Origin of the sequence: Micromonospora sp. RV43, assembly GCF_001029515.1 — a bacterium.
Classification (GTDB): domain Bacteria; phylum Actinomycetota; class Actinomycetes; order Mycobacteriales; family Micromonosporaceae; genus Micromonospora; species Micromonospora aurantiaca.
The window spans coordinates 47,736-62,221 of the sequence record NZ_LEKG01000001.1; the positions used below are offsets into that span (position 1 = coordinate 47,736).

The window sequence follows — 14,486 nt, forward strand, 5'->3', positions numbered from 1 at the left end:
GGCCGGACCGGTGGGTCACGCGGCGGCGTGCAGGCCCTGCCAGGCGCCGTAGCCGCCGAGCAGGTCGGACACGTCGGCGTGACCGGCGTTGCGCAGCAGGCTGGCGGCCACCGAGGAGCGGTAGCCGCCGGCGCAGTGCACGACGACGGGGCGGTCGGTGGGCACCTCGCCGAGGCGGTGGGTCAGCTCGGCCAGCGGGATGTGCCGGGAGCCGTCCACCGCGCCCTGCTCCCGCTCGCCGGCGTTGCGGACGTCCAGCACCACCGGCGCGTCCGGACCGTCGAGGGCCGCGCGCAGCTCGGTGGCGGTGACCCGGCTGGCCCGGGTCATCTCGGCGACCATCTCCAGGAAGGCGCCCTCGGGTTCGCGCAGGTAGCCGATCACCCGGTCGAAGCCGATCCGGGCGAGGCGGACGACGATCTCCTCCTCCCGGTCCTGCGGGGCCACCACGAGCACCGGCCGGTCGGGCGCCACGACACTGCCGGCGGTCTCGGCGAACCGGCCGTCGGCCGGGACGTTGAGCGCGCCGCGCAGGTGCCCGGTCGCGTACTCCTGCGGGTCGCGGGCGTCGACCACGACGGCGCCGTCGGCCCGGGCGGCCAGGAACTCGGCCGGGGTGAGTGGGCGGGCCGGCCGGGCGTGGTCGAACAGCTCACGCGCCTTGCGGTTGAGCACCGCGTCGAAGGCGAAGTAACCCGGCGCGGCCGGCTGCCCGCCGGTGACCAGGGCGAGGAAGCGCTCCTCGCTCATCGGCGCGCAGGCGTAGTTGGTGCGGCGCTGCTCGCCGATGGTGGACTGCCGCTCGGTGGACAGGTTCTTGCCGCAGGCCGAGCCGGCGCCGTGGGCGGGGAAGACGCGCACCTCGTCGGGCAGGCCCATCAGCTTGTGCTGCACGCTGTCGTAGAGCATGCGGCCGAGTTCCTCGGCGGTCACGCCGAACGAGGCGAGCAGGTCGGGCCGGCCCACGTCGCCGATGAACAGCGCGTCGCCGGTCAGCACGCCGTACGGGACCGGGTCGTCGGCGCGCTCGTAGACCAGGATGCTGATCGACTCGGGCGTGTGGCCCGGGGTCTCCATGATCTCCAGCGTCACGTCGCCGAGGCTGATCCGTTCGCCGTCGGCGAGCTTGCGGCTCGGGTACTCGGTCTCGGCCCGGCTCCCGTAGCCGATCCACGCGCCGGTCGCGGCGGCCACCTCCAGGTGCCCGGCGAGGAAGTCGGCGTGGAAGTGGGTGTTGACGACCCCCTCGATCGTCAGGCCGCGCGCCTTGGCGTCGGTGAGGTACTCGTCGATGTCCCGGCGCGGGTCGACGAGCACGGCCCGGCCGGTGCGGTCGTCGGCGATCAGGTACGAGGCCTGGGACAGGCAGTCGAGGTAGTACTGGGTGAACAACATCGGCCGTGCTCCTTCTCCTGGTGATGGACGGGCGTCTGCTCAGGCCACGTGGCCCGGCCTGCCGCCCTTGGCTCGTACCGCCAGCCCGGCGTTCGTCCACGCCCGCATGCCGCCGGTCAGGTCGTGCACCTCGTGGCCTGCCGCGGCGAGCAGCTTGGCTGCCCGTCGCGACCGCGCGCCGGAGCGGCAGACGGTCACCACGGGCCGGTCCGCCGGCACCTCGGACAGCCGGCCCGCGAGCTGGCCGAGCGGGATGTGCCGGGCGCCGGGGGCGTGTCCGGCCCGCCACTCGGCCGGCTCGCGGACGTCGAGCAGCAGCGCGCCCGCGCCGGACAGCGCCGCCGCCTCCGCCGGGGTGACCCGGGCGACGCGAGGGCCGAGCAGGCGGCGGAGGAAGCCGGTGCGCGGAGCGGCTGCCGTCTCCGGCCGGTCACGGCCGGCTGCCAGCGGTGACCGGGCGGCCCGAGCGCACCCAGGCGGAGGTGCCGCCGGCCACCGACAGGGCGTTGATGCCGGCGCGTTCCAGCAGCTCGGCGCCGACCCGGCTCCGCCCGCCGGCCTCGCAGATCACGTAGACGGGGCCGGTGCGCGGCACCTGCGCCATCTGGGTGGCCAGGTGGCCCAGCGGCACACAACGGGCACCCGGGACGTGTCCGCCGAGGTACTCGGCGGTCTCCCGGACGTCGATGACAGTCGCCCCGTCGGCGTGGGCGGTGGCGAACGTGGTCACGTCGACCTCGTGCATGGGCGTTCTCCTTCCGGATCCATATACCCCCGGGGGTATCTGCTCTCGACGGTAGCGCAGCGTCCGCCCGCCCGCCACCCCCACCCGCTCGTCCGGTGTGCTCGTTTGCCGGAACGGCAAGGTTCCTTGCTGTCCGATCGGCGGCGGCGCACGATGGCGTGACCGGACGGGAGACGGCCGGCGGCGAGGAGGCAGACATGACGGGGCACCACCACGAGCAACCGGCGGCGGACACCGACCCGGCCCGGTTCTGGGACGAGCGGTACGGCCAGCGGGACCGGATCTGGAGCGGCCGGGTGAACCCGGTCCTCGCCGAGGTCGCCGGCGCGCTGCCGCCCGGCACCGTGCTCGACCTGGGCTCCGGTGAGGGCGGCGACGCGGTGTGGCTCGCGTCGAAGGGATGGCGGGTCACCGCCGTGGACATCTCGTCCGTCGCGCTGGACCGCCTCGCGGTGGAGGCCGAGCGGGCCGGGGTGGCGGACCGGATCACCACCGTCCGGCACGACCTGACCCAGGGCTTCCCGCCCGGCCGGTACGCCCTGGTGTCCGCGCAGTTCTTCCAGTCGCCGCTGGTCCTGCCCCGGGAGAAGGTGCTGCCCCCGGCGGCCGAGGCGGTCGCGCCCGGCGGGCGGCTGCTCGTCGTCGAGCACGGCGCGCCGCCGCCCTGGGCCGGGCCCGACACCGGCCACCACCGGTTCGCCAGCCCGGAGGAGATCCTGGCCGCGATGAACCTCGACCCGGACGGCTGGGACACCGAGCGGCTGGGCGCGGCGCGCCGTACCGCCACCGGCCCGGACGGCCGGACCGGCGAGCTGATCGACCACGTGGTGCTGGTGCGGCGCCGCTGACCGCCGGGCCGGTCAGGCCCGCGCGTGCGGCCGGGTCAGCAGCAGCACCAGCAGCCCGGCCGCGCACAGCGCGGTGCTCATTCCGTACGCCCACCGGTAGCCGACCTGCGCGGAGAGCCCGAGCAGCGGCCCGGCGAGCATGGCGCCGATCGGGAACGTGTTGGTGAACAGCGTGGTGGCCCGGCCCGGCTCGCCCGGCAGCAGATCCTGCACGTAGGCGATGCCGACGCCGGACACCGCGGCGATGAACAGCGCGTTCACCGGCTGCGCGAGCAACAGGACCGCCACGCCCGGCGCCGTCGCGGCGGTCGCGTAGTAGGCGACCCCGCAGGCGCCGCCGACCAGGATCAGCGGCCGCAGCCGGACCCGCGCGGTCAGTGCGCCCAGCCCGAGCATCAGCGGGATCTCCAGCGCCGCGCACAGGCCCAGCACCAGCCCGGCGCGGGAGGGGTCGTCGTTCAGTTCGGCGTCGATGAACAGCGGCAGCGCCTGCACGGCGAGCGTCAGCGGGCACTGGAGCAGGACGAACGCGAGCGCCGTCAGCGCCAGCCGCAGCCGGGACGCGCCGGGCGGGGCGGGCACCGCGCCGTCCGGATCGCCGGGGACCGGCCGCGTCGGCAGCGGCAGCTCCTCCAGCCGGAACGCGGCCACCAGCGCGGCCAGCGCGTACATGACGGCGGCCATGCCGTAGACCAGGCGGAAGCCGCCGATGTCGAGCAGCACCGCGGCCAGCGCCGGCCCGGCCACCCAGGCCAGCGAGAACACGGTACGCATGAGGCTGACGCCGAACGCGGCCCGCCCCGGATCGTCCCTGTCGAACAGCGCCCGGGTGTACGCGAACGACTGCGGGAACAGCGAGTTCGCCAGCGCGGTGGCCGTCGCGGTCAGCCCCAGCAGGATCCAGTAGTCCCGGACGTACGCGGTCATTCCCGCGCCCACCACACCGGCCAGCGCGGCGCCGACGAGAAGCGCGCGCCGGATCGGCAGGCGGTCCGACAGCCGGCCGATCAGCGCGGAGGCGACCACCCCGGACAGCGGGGCGACGACCAGGAACACGGTCACCCGTAACGGACTGGCGTGGACCTCGCGGTCGAGGAACAGCGACAGGAACGGCAGCACCACGGCGGTGGACAGACCGACGGTCAGGAAGACCACGCCCAGCGGGAGCAGCCGGAATCGGCCGGCGCGCACCGCCGGCCTCGTGTCCACAGCCATGCGGCGGACTGTACGCCGCGGCGGTGCGGCAGCCGACCGGGTTTCCGCAGCCCGGACGGTCCCGGTGCTCAGCCGGCCGGCCGGGGCGGTACGCCGGCCCGCTCGCAGGCCTCCCGGTACATGCGCACCACCTCCCGGCGGATCTGCGCCCGTTCGGTGAGCCGGTGGGCGAACGGGACGCGCACCGGGACCTCCGTGCCGCCGACTGTGACGGCGAAGTCGATGCCGTCGGCGTCCAGGCCGGTGGTGCGGGCCTCGGTGGCGTCCGGCCGGCCGCCGAGCGTACGGCAGATCAGCAGCGCGTCCCCGGCGTGGTCGTCGTTCATGTGCCGGCTGACGGCGGCGACCACCTCCGGCGGGAAACCGGCGCTCACGCGGCGCCCTGCCGGCCGCTCGCCGCCACCAGGCGACCCAGGTCGGTGAAGACCGCGATGTTGTGCTCGTACGCCACCAGCACCTCGTCGCGCAGCGCGGAGCGGCCGGCCTCGTCCAGCGCGAGCGCGTCCAGCCTCGCCCGGTAGGCGTCCTTGTACGACTTCGGGTCGCTGATCCCCGGGAACGTGTAGAACGACGCCCCGGCCTCCTCGGTCACCCCGTAGTACCGGGCCACGCAGCGCCCGATGTGCCGCCCGCCGGACAGGTCGCCGAGATAGCGGATGTAGTGGTGCGCGATGAACCGCTCGGGCGATCCGGCGCAGGCCGAGGTGATCCGCGCGGCGTACGCGACAGCGGCCGGAACAGGCTCCATCACCTCGCGCCAGCGCGGGCCGAGCAGGAACCGCAGGTCGGCGGCGAGCGCGGGCAGCCGGGTCAGCGCGTCGTCGACGAACGGGCCGGCCAGCGGGTCGTCGCGCATCGTGTCCGCCACGCCCTCCAGCGCCGCGTAGATGCCGTGGTGCGCGACGACGAGCGCGGTGTAGCCGGCGACGTCGAGTTCACCGGCGGTGAGCGCGGAGACGTACCGCTGGGACTCGGCGCTCCGGTGTGCGTCGCGTGTCTCGGCGCGCAGCCGGGCCGCGAACGTCTGTGTATCCATCTGCTGTCTCTCCTCGTCGGCTGACGGTCTTTCGGGCCGGCCGCGTCGGGGCACGATCAGCGGCAGCTCGTCACGGGGGTGGGGGACGACGTCGATGTCGTACCGGTAGACCTCGCTGAGCAGCGGGGCGGTGAGCACCTCGCGCGGTGTCCCGGCGGCGCGGACGCGTCCGTCGCCGAGCAGGGTCACGGTGTCCGCGTACGCCCCGGTCAGCGTCAGGTCGTGCAGCACCACGACCACGGCGTCCCCGGCGCGGGCCCGCTCCCGGGCGATGCGCATGACCAGTTCCTGGTGCCGCAGGTCGAGCGCGGCGGTCGGCTCGTCGAGCAGCAGCGTGGTGGCCCGCTGCGCCAGGACCCGGGCCAGCGCGGCGCGGGCCTGCTCGCCGCCGGACAGCGCGGGGTACGGCCGGGCCGCGAAACGGGCGACGTCGCAGCGTTCGAGCACGTCGGCGACGACGGCGTCGTCCTGTTCCCGCTCCGGCCGCCCCGCCCACGGCGCCCGGCCCATCCGCACCACCTCCCCGACGGTGAACGGGAAGCTCAGCGTGTTGCGCTGGGTGAGCACGGCGCGGCGCCAGGCCAGCTCCACCGGGCTCCACGACTCGCGGGGCAGCCCGTCGACCTCGATCCGGCCGGCGGCGGCCGGCACGTCACCGCTGATCGCGCCGAGCAGCGTCGACTTCCCGGCGCCGTTCGGCCCGACCAGGGCGTGCACCTCGCCGGCGCGTACCTGAAGGTCGATCCCGTCGAGCACGGTCCGGCCGGCGCGCTCGACGCGCAGCCCGGCCACCCGGATCCGGAGGTGCCCGGCGGGCGCCGGGCGCGGCGGCCGGGCGGCGGCGAACCGGCGCGGCGTACGTGGGAGGCTCATCCCCAGCCTCCGGCCCGGTCGCGGGTGCGGCGCAGCAGCCAGAAGAACGCCGGGCCGCCGATGACCGCGGTGAGCACGCCGAGGGGCAGCTCCTGGTGCTCGACGAGGGTACGCGCCGCGAGGTCGGCGCCGATCACCACGACGGCCCCGCCGAGTGCGCTGGCGATCAGCAGCACCCGGTGGCCCGGTCCGGCGACCATCCGGATCAGGTGCGGCACGACCAGTCCGACGAAGCTGATGATGCCGGTGAACGCGACAGCGGCGGCGCCGAGAAGCGCGGTGACGACGATCAGCCGCAGCCGCAGGCGTTCGACGTTCACGCCGAGGTGCCGGGCGGCGGGTTCGCCGAGGGCGAGCAGGTCGAGGCGGCGCGCGTCGGCGCAGGCGACGGCGAGCCCGGCGAGCAGGCACGGCGCGGCGAGACCCACGGCCGTCCAGCCGGCCTGGGCGAGGCTGCCGAGGTTCCAGAACGCGATGGCCTGCACGCCGGACTGGTCGGTGACGAACATGAGCAGCCCGATCACCGAGCCGGCGACCGCGTTGACGGCGACGCCGGTCAGGACCAGCGTCACCACCTCGGTCCGGCCCCCGGAGCGGGCCAGCACGTACACCAGGTAGGTGGTGGCGAGGCCGCCGGCGAAGGCGGCGAGCGGCACGGTCCATCCGCCCAGGACGGTGACGCCGGTGACGATGGCCAGGGCGGCGCCGACAGCCGCGCCGGCCGAAACCCCGATGACGCCGGGCTCGGCGAGCGGGTTGCCGAAGACGCCCTGCATGACCGCGCCCGCGCAGCCGAGGGCGGCGCCGACGACGGCCGCCAGCAGCACCCGGGGGAAGCGGACGATCCAGAGCGCGTTCTCGCCCTGCGCCGCCGACGGCAGCGGACCGAGGTCCAGCCCGAGGCGGTGCAGCACGGAGCCGAGCACCTCGGCGGGGGAGATCGCCACCTGGCCGCGCCCGGCGGCCAGCAGGGCGACGAGCACGAGGGCGACGCCGAGCCCGGCCACCAGCACGGTGCCCCGCCGGCCGGGGGACCGGGGCGCGCCGGTGACTGCCGCCGGGGCGGCGGCGGGCGCGGGCCGCTTCCGTAGCGTGGTCACGACGGGTCCTCGCAGGAGTAGACGGCGCGGGCCAGCGCCTGGACGACCCGGCCGGAGCGGACGCCGAAGGTGAGCAGCGTGCCGTCGGCCATGTCGACGACGCGCCGGTTCGCCCCGGCGGGCGTCTGCGCCACGCCGGGCAGCTTCACCAGGCCGTCGACGCCGCCGACGGAGGCGAGCCCGGCGCTCATCACCAGGATCACGTCGGGCGCGGCGTTGATGAGGCCCTCGCTGGTCAGCGGACGGAACCTGGACAGCCCGGCGGCGCTGCCGGCGTCGACGCCGCCGATCGCCTCGATCATCGCGTCGGACCCGGCGCCCCGGCCGCCGATCAGGTACACCCCGGCGGTGCCGCGGAGGTAGAGGAACGCGATCCGTGGCGCCCGGCCCGCCGGGGCGGTACGCCGGGCTGCGGCGGTCTCGCTCTGCACGCGGGTCACCAGCCGCTCCCCGGCCCCGGGTACGCCGAGCGCCGCCGCGACCGCGCGGATGTGGGCCGGTACGCCGTCGAGGGTCGGCTCGGCGCGTACCTGGACGACCGGGACACCGGCGGCGCGGAGCTGGCGCAGCACCTCGGGCGGTCCGACGCCGTCGTCGACGAGCACGACGCTCGGGTCGAGGTCGAGCACCGCCTCGGCGGAGAGGTCGTGCCCGCCCGGGGTGACCACCGGCAGGTGCGCGGCGGCGGGGAACGTGGTCGAGGTGTCCCGCCCGATGACGTTGCCGCCCAGGCCGAGGCCGAAGACGATCTCGGCGATCGAGCCGTGCAGGTTCACCGGGAGGATGCGGCTGACGTCGTCCACAGTCACCGTCGTGCCGTCGCCGGAGCGTACGGTGGTTGGTAGCGCTGGTGTGGGTGCCGGGCGGACCGGCTCGACGTCGGCGTCGTCCACCGTGGCGGTGACCGGCCCGCAGCCGGCGGCGGACGGCGTACCCGATCGGCCCGGCGCGGCGCAGCCGGTCGCCGCCATGGTCACCGCGAGCAGCGCGACGAGCGGTCCCCGGCCTGGTCGCCGGTGCGGGCGGCTCACCGGCCGGCACCGCGACGGCGCCGCCACCGGCCGAGGCCGAGCAGGACGGCCAGGGCCAGTGCGGCGGCCACCACCCCGGCGGTCCATCCGCGTCCGGCCCCGGAGGTGTCGCTGACCCGGGTGACGTGGAGGTCGCCGGCCGCGGCCTGCGACGGCGCCCCGGCCCCGGTCGCGGCGCCCGTCACCCCTGCCGCCCCCGCTGCGGCCGGCGCGCTGCCGGAGGCGGCCGGGGCCGGTGCGTCCTGCGCGGTGGCGGTCCGGGGCGCGGCGGCGGGCGTGGTCGCCTTCGGCGCCGGACCGGCCTTCGGCGGGGCGCTCGTGGCGCCGGCGGCGAACGTGACCGGCACCCGTACGTCCTGGGACCGGTCGGAGGCCCGGGTGTGGTCGGCGCGGGTGACGACCGCGCAGCGCCGGACGGTGCAGTCGACGTCGCCGATGGTGGGGGTCACCTTGACCGTCACCGAGAAGGAGCCGCCCGGGCCGTACGGCTTCGGCAGGCCCTCGGCGTAGGCGGGCGGGTTCGACGAGATCCACTGCGAGGCGCCCAGGCTGCCGGTGGTGTCGGCGCCGCCGCCGCACGGGGTGGCCGCCACGCCCGGTCCGTTGTCGACGCAGTACGCGACGTAGATGCCCTTGTCGACGTCGTAGCCGCGCCCGGAGACGGACACGGTGGCGCCGGAGCGGCTCAGGCCGGTGCTCGGGGTGACGGTGAGCTTCTGACCGCCGCTGCCGGTGGCGGTGCCGGCGTGAGCCGGCGCGGGCGTGGCGACGACGGCGGCGGTGAGCAGAACGGTGGTCAGGATGGTGCGGCGCCGTGCTCGCATCGGGCTCCTCACACGACAGGTCCGGCCGGGTGCACCGACCGGGCAACAACTTAGGTTTGGCTAACCTAAGCGGCAAACGCGCAGGTGGCAAGGGGTCCGTTCGGTTGAAGATCTTGGGACGCTCCGCGGATCACCCGATCATCTTAGGTTTGCCTAACCTAATGCCTTCGCTTCCCCTCCCGAGAGGAACAGCATGTTCAGATCCAGAGCCGGAGCCCTCCGGTCGATGCGCTGGGCGGCGGTGCTCGCCCTCGGCGTGTCGAGTGCGCTCGTGGGCGCCGGACCCGCCTCGGCGGCCGAGGCCGAGATCACCAGTGGCAGCCTGACCTGGGGTTTCAAGGCCAGCTTCCGCAACTACGTCAAGGGCGGCAACGGGGACCCGCCGATCGCTGTCAGCAACGGCGCCACTGTCAACGCCGACGGCACGTTCACGTTCCCGTCGACCGGCGGCACGCACGACGCCGCCGCCGGTACGACCAACGCCACGTACGGCGGCACAGTGGTGTTCTCGTACCCGGCGCACCTGCTGACCATCACGCTGGCCAACCCGACCGTCGCCGTCTCCGGCGGCACCGCCTCGCTGAAGGCGGACGTCGACCTGGCCACCACGATGACCGAGCCGGTCTCGGTGAAGCAGGCCACCGTCGCCACCCTCACCGGCAGTCCCGCCGCCGGCGGGAACACGGTGACCGGCAGCAACCTCGCCGCGGCGCTCACCAGCGTGGGAGCCGGCGCCTTCAACGGCTTCTACGCCGCCGGTGAGGCGCTGGACCCGGTGTCGTTCACGTTCACCACGGCAGGCGGCACCGCGCCCGCCACCCCGGCGGTGACAGTCGACCCGGCCCAGGGCCTCGACCCCGCCGGCGCGACTGTCACCGTACGCGGCACCGGCTTCGACCCGGACTTCAACAACGGGGCCGGCATCTACGTCTCGTTCGGACCAAAGGTCGACGAGCACTGGGCCAACGCCGGCGTCCTCCAGGTCACCAAGTGGGTCAACAAGACCAACGAGCCGACCGACGCCCGGGACCGGATGGCCGCCGACGGCAGCTTCACCACGACGCTGCCGATCAGCGCCGTCTACACCGACCGCAACGGCGACGAGGTGGACTGCACCGAGGTGCAGTGCTACGTCATCACGTTCGCCGCCCGCGGTTCGGCCGACCGCCGCCAGGACACGTTCACCCCGATCACGTTCACCCGGACTGGGGCGGGCGGGAACTCGGCCCAGCAGCGGATCACCAGCACCGTGACCGGCGGTCCGCTCAGCCTGAGCGTCGCCGGCGCGACAGTCGCCCTGCCGCCGGTCGGCAAGGGCGAGTACGCCCGGGCGCCGCTGAACACGGCCACGGTGGCCGACCTGCGCGGCGCCGGCACCGGCTGGAGCCTGGTCGGACAGGTCTCCGACTTCACCTCCGCCGCCGGTGGCGTCATCGCCGGGAACTACCTCGGCTGGGCGCCGACGGCGAGCGTGGTGGACGACCCGCTGGGCGGCACGACCGGTGCCGTCACCCCGGGCGCGGTGGCCGCTCCCGGCGCCGGTCTCGGTGAGGCCCGGGCCCTGTGCACGGCCGGAGCCGGGACCAGCAACGGCGTCTTCGCCTGCGGCGCCGAGCTCAACCTCGGTGTGCCGGCGTCCGCCGCGGCGGGTGACTACGTCGCCACGCTCACCCTGACTCTCTCCTGATTCACCGACCGGGTCGGACCTGGTGGGGCGCGGGCACGTCGCCCGTGCCCCACCAGCCGCCTCCCGGCGACCACCTCGCAGCGGAGCACGGAATGCCCCTCCTCACGCCCTCCACCCGCACCCCGCGGCGGCGCACGCCCGGCCCGGCCGCGCGGTTCGGCGCCGCGCTCGCCGCCGCGCTGCTCGCGGTGCTGCTCGGGCCGCCGGCCGCCGGCGAGGCCGCCCCCCGGCCCGCACCGTCCGCCGACCCCGGTGCCGTCCGCTGGGCGGTCCAGCCGTCCGGGCCCGGCGGGCCGACCGGGCGCAACTACTTCACGTACGACCTGGCGCCCGGCGACAGCGTCACCGACCACGTCGGCGTCACCAACCTCGGTGACCGACCGCTCACCTTCGCGGTGTACGGCACCGACGCGTACACCACCACCGACGGCGCCTTCGCGCTGCTGCCCTCCGACCGGGCCGCCACCGACGTCGGCGCCTGGATCGGCGTCGAGCGGCGAAGCTGGACCGTCCAGCCCGGCAGGCGCGCGGACATCCCGTTCCGCCTCACGGTGCCGCGCAACGCCACGCCGGGCGACCACACCGGCGGCGTGATCGCCGCGGTCGCCCAGGACGGCGTGACCGCCGACGGGCAGCGGGTCCGGCTCGACCAGCGGATCGCCGCCCGGGTCTACCTCCGTGTGGCCGGCGAGGTCCGCCCCGCCGTGACTGTCGAATCGGTACGCGTCGGCTACGACACCCCGCTCAACCCGATCGGCCGCGCCGACCTCACAGTCACCTACCGGATCCGCAACAGCGGCAACGTCCGCGTCGGCGGCACCGGCGCGGTGGTCGTCGCCGGCCCCGGTGGCTGGACGCTGTCCCGGACCAGCCCGGTCGACCTGCCGGAGCTGCTGCCCGGCGCCGAGTTCACTGTCACCGAGCGGGTCACCGGGGTGCCGCCCGCGCTGCGGCTGACCGCGACAGTCGACCTCGCACCCACCACCGTCGACACCGCGCTGCCCCCGGTGCAGCGCACCGCGAGCGTGTGGGCGCCGCCCTGGCTGCTGCTCGCCGCCCTGGCGGCCGCCGGACCCTGGCTCTACCTGCGTCGCCGTCGTCGCCGTCCCACCTCGGCCGCGCCCTCCACCACGCCCGGGCCGGCGTCGGTGTCCGAGCCCTCGGCCGCTCCCGCCGGGCCGGCGGATGCGTCCGGGGCCCCCGTCGCGGGGACGGCCGAACCCCCGGCGGGCGGCGCGGCGGCCGGTGCCCGGTGACCCCGGTCCTGCCGGCTGCCGCCGCGATCCTCGCGCTGGCCGTGCCGGTCCCGGCGCCGCCGTCCACCCCGGACGGCACCGCCGTCTCCGCCCCGGGCGCGCCGTCGTCCAGTGCGGCCTCCGCGGCGCCGCGGCCCGCTGTCGTCGTGCCGTCCGGCCCGCTGACTGTCGGGCAGCGGGTCACCGTCACGCTGCGCGGCTGGCCGGCCGGCCCGGTCCACCTCACGGTCTGCGGCAACGACGCCCACCGGGGCGCGCTCGACTGCGCCAACGAGCAGGCCACCACCGTCCAGGTGCCGGAGGGCACGACGGCGGTGCCGATCGTGCTGGCGGCACCGCCCGTCGCCTGCCCCTGCGTACTGCGCGCGCATGCCCTGACCGGCACCGTCCAGGCCACCGCCGCGCTGCCGGTCAGTGGCGTGACCGCCGCCCCGGCGCCCGCGCCGGCCGCCACGCCGCGACTGCACCTCGACGAGCTGCGCGTCGCCGGCCGCCGCCCGCTGCGGGAATGGTTCGGGCTGCCCGAGACGCTCACCGTACGCGTCGCGCTGCGCAACCCCGGCCCGGCCGACGTGGTCTACCCGACGTTCACGCTGCTGTTCGGCCGGCCCGGACGGGCGCACACCATCGTCGCCGCCCCGCCCCTGGGCCGATGGTGCCCAGGGCAGGTCCGGACGTACGAGATCCCGGTGCCGGTGGACGTCGCCGTGCTCGGGGCACACGAACTCCACGGCCGCGTCGACCTGCCGGAACGGCCGGTGGCGTTCGTGGTCGAGACCAGCCGCCACCCCTGGGGACTGCTCGGTGCGGCGGCGGTCCTGGTGGTGGCGCCGGTCGTGCTCCGGCCGCGCCCGCCGCGCCGCCGGGGCCGGCACCGCACCGGCGAGGGAACCGGCTAGCCGACGGCGGTGGGGGAGGGCGGCGCGCTGCCACCCTGCGGCGCCTCGGCCGTCATCAGCCGCACGATCTCCGCCCGGTCGGCTGCCGACGGCATCCCCCACTCCGGCCGGTAGCCGAACGCCCGGTCCAGCGGGATCGACGAGGTCCGGCCGTCGAGGATCTCCACCGCGTCGGTGCCGATCAGCCCGGGATGCTCGACGCCGCACGCCTCGGCCACCTTGACCAGGTCGCGGCGCAGCGTACGGATGTAGTTCGCGGCCCGCACCGACTTGCGGGCCGGGTCCAGACCCCGGGCCAGCCACGCGTTCTGGGTGGCGACGCCGGTCGGGCAGGTGTCGGTGTGGCACTTCTGCGCCTGGATGCAGCCGATCGCCAGCATCGCCTCCCGCCCGACGTTGACCATGTCGGCGCCGAGCGCGAACGCCACCACCGCGTTGTCCGGCAGGCCGAGCTTGCCGGCACCGACGAACACCACGCTCTCGTGCAGGTCGCGTTCGGCGAAGGTGCGGTAGACCCGGGAGAAGCCCTGCTGGAACGGCAGCGAGACCGAGTCGCTGAAGATCAGCGGCGCGGCGCCGGTGCCGCCCTCGCCCCCGTCGACAGTCACGAAGTCCACGCCGCGCCCGGTGTCGCGCATCAGCGTGGCCATCTCCTCCCAGAACCCGAGGTCACCGACGGCGGACTTGATGCCGACCGGCAGGCCGGTCTCGGCGGCGAGCAGCTCCACCCAGTCGAGCAGACTGTCGCAGTCGGAGAACTCGGCGTGCCGGGACGGGCTGACGCAGTCCCGCCCGGCCGGGATGCCCCGGGTGGCGGCGATCTCGGCGGAGACCTTCGCCGCCGGCAGCAGGCCGCCGAGGCTCGGCTTGGCGCCCTGACTGAGCTTGATCTCCAGCGCGCGTACCGGCGCCGACGCCACCAGGTCCTTGAGCCGTTCTAGGCTGAACCGGCCCTGCTCGTCGCGGCAGCCGAAGTACGCGGTGCCGAGCTGGAAGACCAGCTCACCGCCGTTGCGGTGGTACGGCGACAGCCCGCCCTCGCCGGTGTTGTGCAGGCAGCCGGCCAGTGCGGCGCCCCGGTTGAGCGCCTCCACCGCGTTGCCGGACAGCGAACCGAAGCTCATCCCGGAGATGTTCACCACCGACTCCGGCCGGAACGCGCGCGCCCGGCCGCGCGCCGCGCCGAGCACCTTGGCGCAGGGCAGCGTCACGTCGTGCCCGGCGGTCGGCGTCGACGGCGGGACCGCCCGGCCGAACGTACGGTGCTTGATGATCGGATAGCCGGAGGTGTGCTCGATGTCGTTGTCGGTGCCGAAACCGAAGTAGTTGTTCTCCTGCTTGGCCGAGGCGTACACCCAGCGCCGCTGGTCGCGGGTGAACGGCCGCTCCTCGTCGTTGCCGGCCACGATGTACTGCCGCAGCTCCGGGCCGATCGACTCGATCAGGTACCGCGCCCGGCCCAGCACGGGGAAGTTGCGGCGCAGCGCGTGGTCGCGTTGCAGCAGGTCCCGGGCCGCCAGCGCGGCGACGGCGGCGACGGCTGCGGGTACGGCTCTTCTCGCCCAGCTCATCCCGCC

14 protein-coding genes are annotated in these 14,486 nt (G+C 75.5%); 4 read left to right on the forward strand and 10 right to left on the reverse strand.

Going from position 1 to position 14,486, the window contains the following annotated elements:
* Positions 1 to 15: 15 nt before the first annotated feature.
* The 3 genes from ABD52_RS00170 to ABD52_RS00180 are packed head-to-tail and all read right to left on the reverse strand — an operon-like array spanning position 16 to position 2,140.
* A complete protein-coding gene (locus tag ABD52_RS00170; protein ID WP_047890380.1) occupies positions 16 to 1,395 on the reverse strand; it encodes a rhodanese-like domain-containing protein in 1,380 nt (459 codons plus the stop codon).
* A gap of 39 nt (positions 1,396 to 1,434) precedes the next feature.
* Complete coding sequence (locus ABD52_RS00175) at positions 1,435 to 1,779, reverse strand: rhodanese-like domain-containing protein (RefSeq protein ID WP_047890381.1); 345 nt, start codon at positions 1,777 to 1,779, stop codon at positions 1,435 to 1,437.
* 46 nt (positions 1,780 to 1,825) lie between these two features.
* Positions 1,826 to 2,140 (reverse strand): rhodanese-like domain-containing protein, encoded by a 315-nt coding sequence (locus tag ABD52_RS00180; RefSeq protein ID WP_047890382.1) that lies wholly within the window; start codon positions 2,138 to 2,140, stop codon positions 1,826 to 1,828.
* A gap of 197 nt (positions 2,141 to 2,337) precedes the next feature.
* Here ABD52_RS00180 and ABD52_RS00185 point away from each other — a divergent pair, with 197 nt between their 5' ends.
* Positions 2,338 to 2,988, forward strand: coding sequence for a cyclopropane-fatty-acyl-phospholipid synthase family protein (locus ABD52_RS00185; protein ID WP_047890428.1), 651 nt, complete (start codon positions 2,338 to 2,340; stop codon positions 2,986 to 2,988).
* Between the two features lie 12 nt (positions 2,989 to 3,000).
* On the opposite strand, the gene ABD52_RS00190 is transcribed toward ABD52_RS00185, so the two are convergent.
* From ABD52_RS00190 to ABD52_RS00215, 6 genes are all read right to left on the reverse strand, one after another.
* Entirely contained in the window at positions 3,001 to 4,203 is a 1,203-nt protein-coding gene (locus ABD52_RS00190; RefSeq protein ID WP_235437285.1) for a sugar efflux transporter, read from the reverse strand.
* Between the two features lie 68 nt (positions 4,204 to 4,271).
* Positions 4,272 to 4,577: a DUF2470 domain-containing protein gene (locus ABD52_RS00195; protein WP_082171158.1), complete on the reverse strand. Its 306-nt coding sequence runs from the start codon at positions 4,575 to 4,577 to the stop codon at positions 4,272 to 4,274.
* Entirely contained in the window at positions 4,574 to 6,112 is a 1,539-nt protein-coding gene (locus tag ABD52_RS00200; protein ID WP_047890384.1) for a heme ABC transporter ATP-binding protein, read from the reverse strand. Before ABD52_RS00200 ends, ABD52_RS00195 begins: the two co-directional genes overlap by 4 nt.
* On the reverse strand, positions 6,109 to 7,212 hold the full coding sequence (locus ABD52_RS00205) for an iron ABC transporter permease (protein ID WP_047890385.1): 1,104 nt from the start codon (positions 7,210 to 7,212) through the stop codon (positions 6,109 to 6,111). The genes ABD52_RS00200 and ABD52_RS00205 overlap by 4 nt, the downstream gene beginning before the upstream one ends.
* On the reverse strand, positions 7,209 to 8,243 hold the full coding sequence (locus ABD52_RS00210; protein WP_235437286.1) for a hemin ABC transporter substrate-binding protein: 1,035 nt from the start codon (positions 8,241 to 8,243) through the stop codon (positions 7,209 to 7,211). Before ABD52_RS00210 ends, ABD52_RS00205 begins: the two co-directional genes overlap by 4 nt.
* A complete protein-coding gene (locus ABD52_RS00215) occupies positions 8,240 to 9,067 on the reverse strand; it encodes a neocarzinostatin apoprotein domain-containing protein (RefSeq protein WP_047890386.1) in 828 nt (275 codons plus the stop codon). The genes ABD52_RS00210 and ABD52_RS00215 overlap by 4 nt, the downstream gene beginning before the upstream one ends.
* A gap of 193 nt (positions 9,068 to 9,260) precedes the next feature.
* Between ABD52_RS00215 and ABD52_RS00220 the strand changes: the two genes are divergently transcribed.
* From ABD52_RS00220 to ABD52_RS00230, 3 genes are all read left to right on the forward strand, one after another.
* Positions 9,261 to 10,754, forward strand: a complete 1,494-nt coding sequence (locus ABD52_RS00220) for an HtaA domain-containing protein (protein WP_047890387.1) — start codon at positions 9,261 to 9,263, stop codon at positions 10,752 to 10,754.
* Positions 10,755 to 10,846: 92 nt separating this feature from the next.
* Positions 10,847 to 12,010: a DUF916 domain-containing protein gene (locus ABD52_RS00225; RefSeq protein ID WP_053065249.1), complete on the forward strand. Its 1,164-nt coding sequence runs from the start codon at positions 10,847 to 10,849 to the stop codon at positions 12,008 to 12,010.
* The gene (locus tag ABD52_RS00230) at positions 12,007 to 12,909 is read left to right on the forward strand and encodes a hypothetical protein (RefSeq protein ID WP_047890388.1); all 903 of its coding nucleotides are present in this window, start codon (positions 12,007 to 12,009) and stop codon (positions 12,907 to 12,909) included. The genes ABD52_RS00225 and ABD52_RS00230 overlap by 4 nt, the downstream gene beginning before the upstream one ends.
* Here ABD52_RS00230 and ABD52_RS00235 read toward each other — a convergent pair.
* Positions 12,906 to 14,480: an FMN-binding glutamate synthase family protein gene (locus ABD52_RS00235; RefSeq protein WP_047890389.1), complete on the reverse strand. Its 1,575-nt coding sequence runs from the start codon at positions 14,478 to 14,480 to the stop codon at positions 12,906 to 12,908. The two genes, ABD52_RS00230 and ABD52_RS00235, sit on opposite strands and share 4 nt — an antisense overlap.
* Positions 14,481 to 14,486: the final 6 nt, after the last annotated feature.

Bases quoted from the DNA above. Each gene is read 5' to 3' on its own strand.
- ABD52_RS00215 (WP_047890386.1), bottom strand. From the start codon at position 9,067: ATGCGAGCACGGCGCCGCACCATCCTGACCACCGTTCTGCTCACCGCC.
- ABD52_RS00185 (WP_047890428.1), top strand. From the start codon at position 2,338: ATGACGGGGCACCACCACGAGCAACCGGCGGCGGACACCGACCCGGCC.
- ABD52_RS00235 (WP_047890389.1), bottom strand. From the start codon at position 14,480: ATGAGCTGGGCGAGAAGAGCCGTACCCGCAGCCGTCGCCGCCGTCGCC.
- ABD52_RS00180 (WP_047890382.1), bottom strand. From the start codon at position 2,140: ATGCACGAGGTCGACGTGACCACGTTCGCCACCGCCCACGCCGACGGG.
- ABD52_RS00200 (WP_047890384.1), bottom strand. From the start codon at position 6,112: ATGAGCCTCCCACGTACGCCGCGCCGGTTCGCCGCCGCCCGGCCGCCG.
- ABD52_RS00225 (WP_053065249.1), top strand. From the start codon at position 10,847: ATGCCCCTCCTCACGCCCTCCACCCGCACCCCGCGGCGGCGCACGCCC.
- ABD52_RS00220 (WP_047890387.1), top strand. From the start codon at position 9,261: ATGTTCAGATCCAGAGCCGGAGCCCTCCGGTCGATGCGCTGGGCGGCG.
- ABD52_RS00170 (WP_047890380.1), bottom strand. From the start codon at position 1,395: ATGTTGTTCACCCAGTACTACCTCGACTGCCTGTCCCAGGCCTCGTAC.
- ABD52_RS00190 (WP_235437285.1), bottom strand. From the start codon at position 4,203: ATGGCTGTGGACACGAGGCCGGCGGTGCGCGCCGGCCGATTCCGGCTG.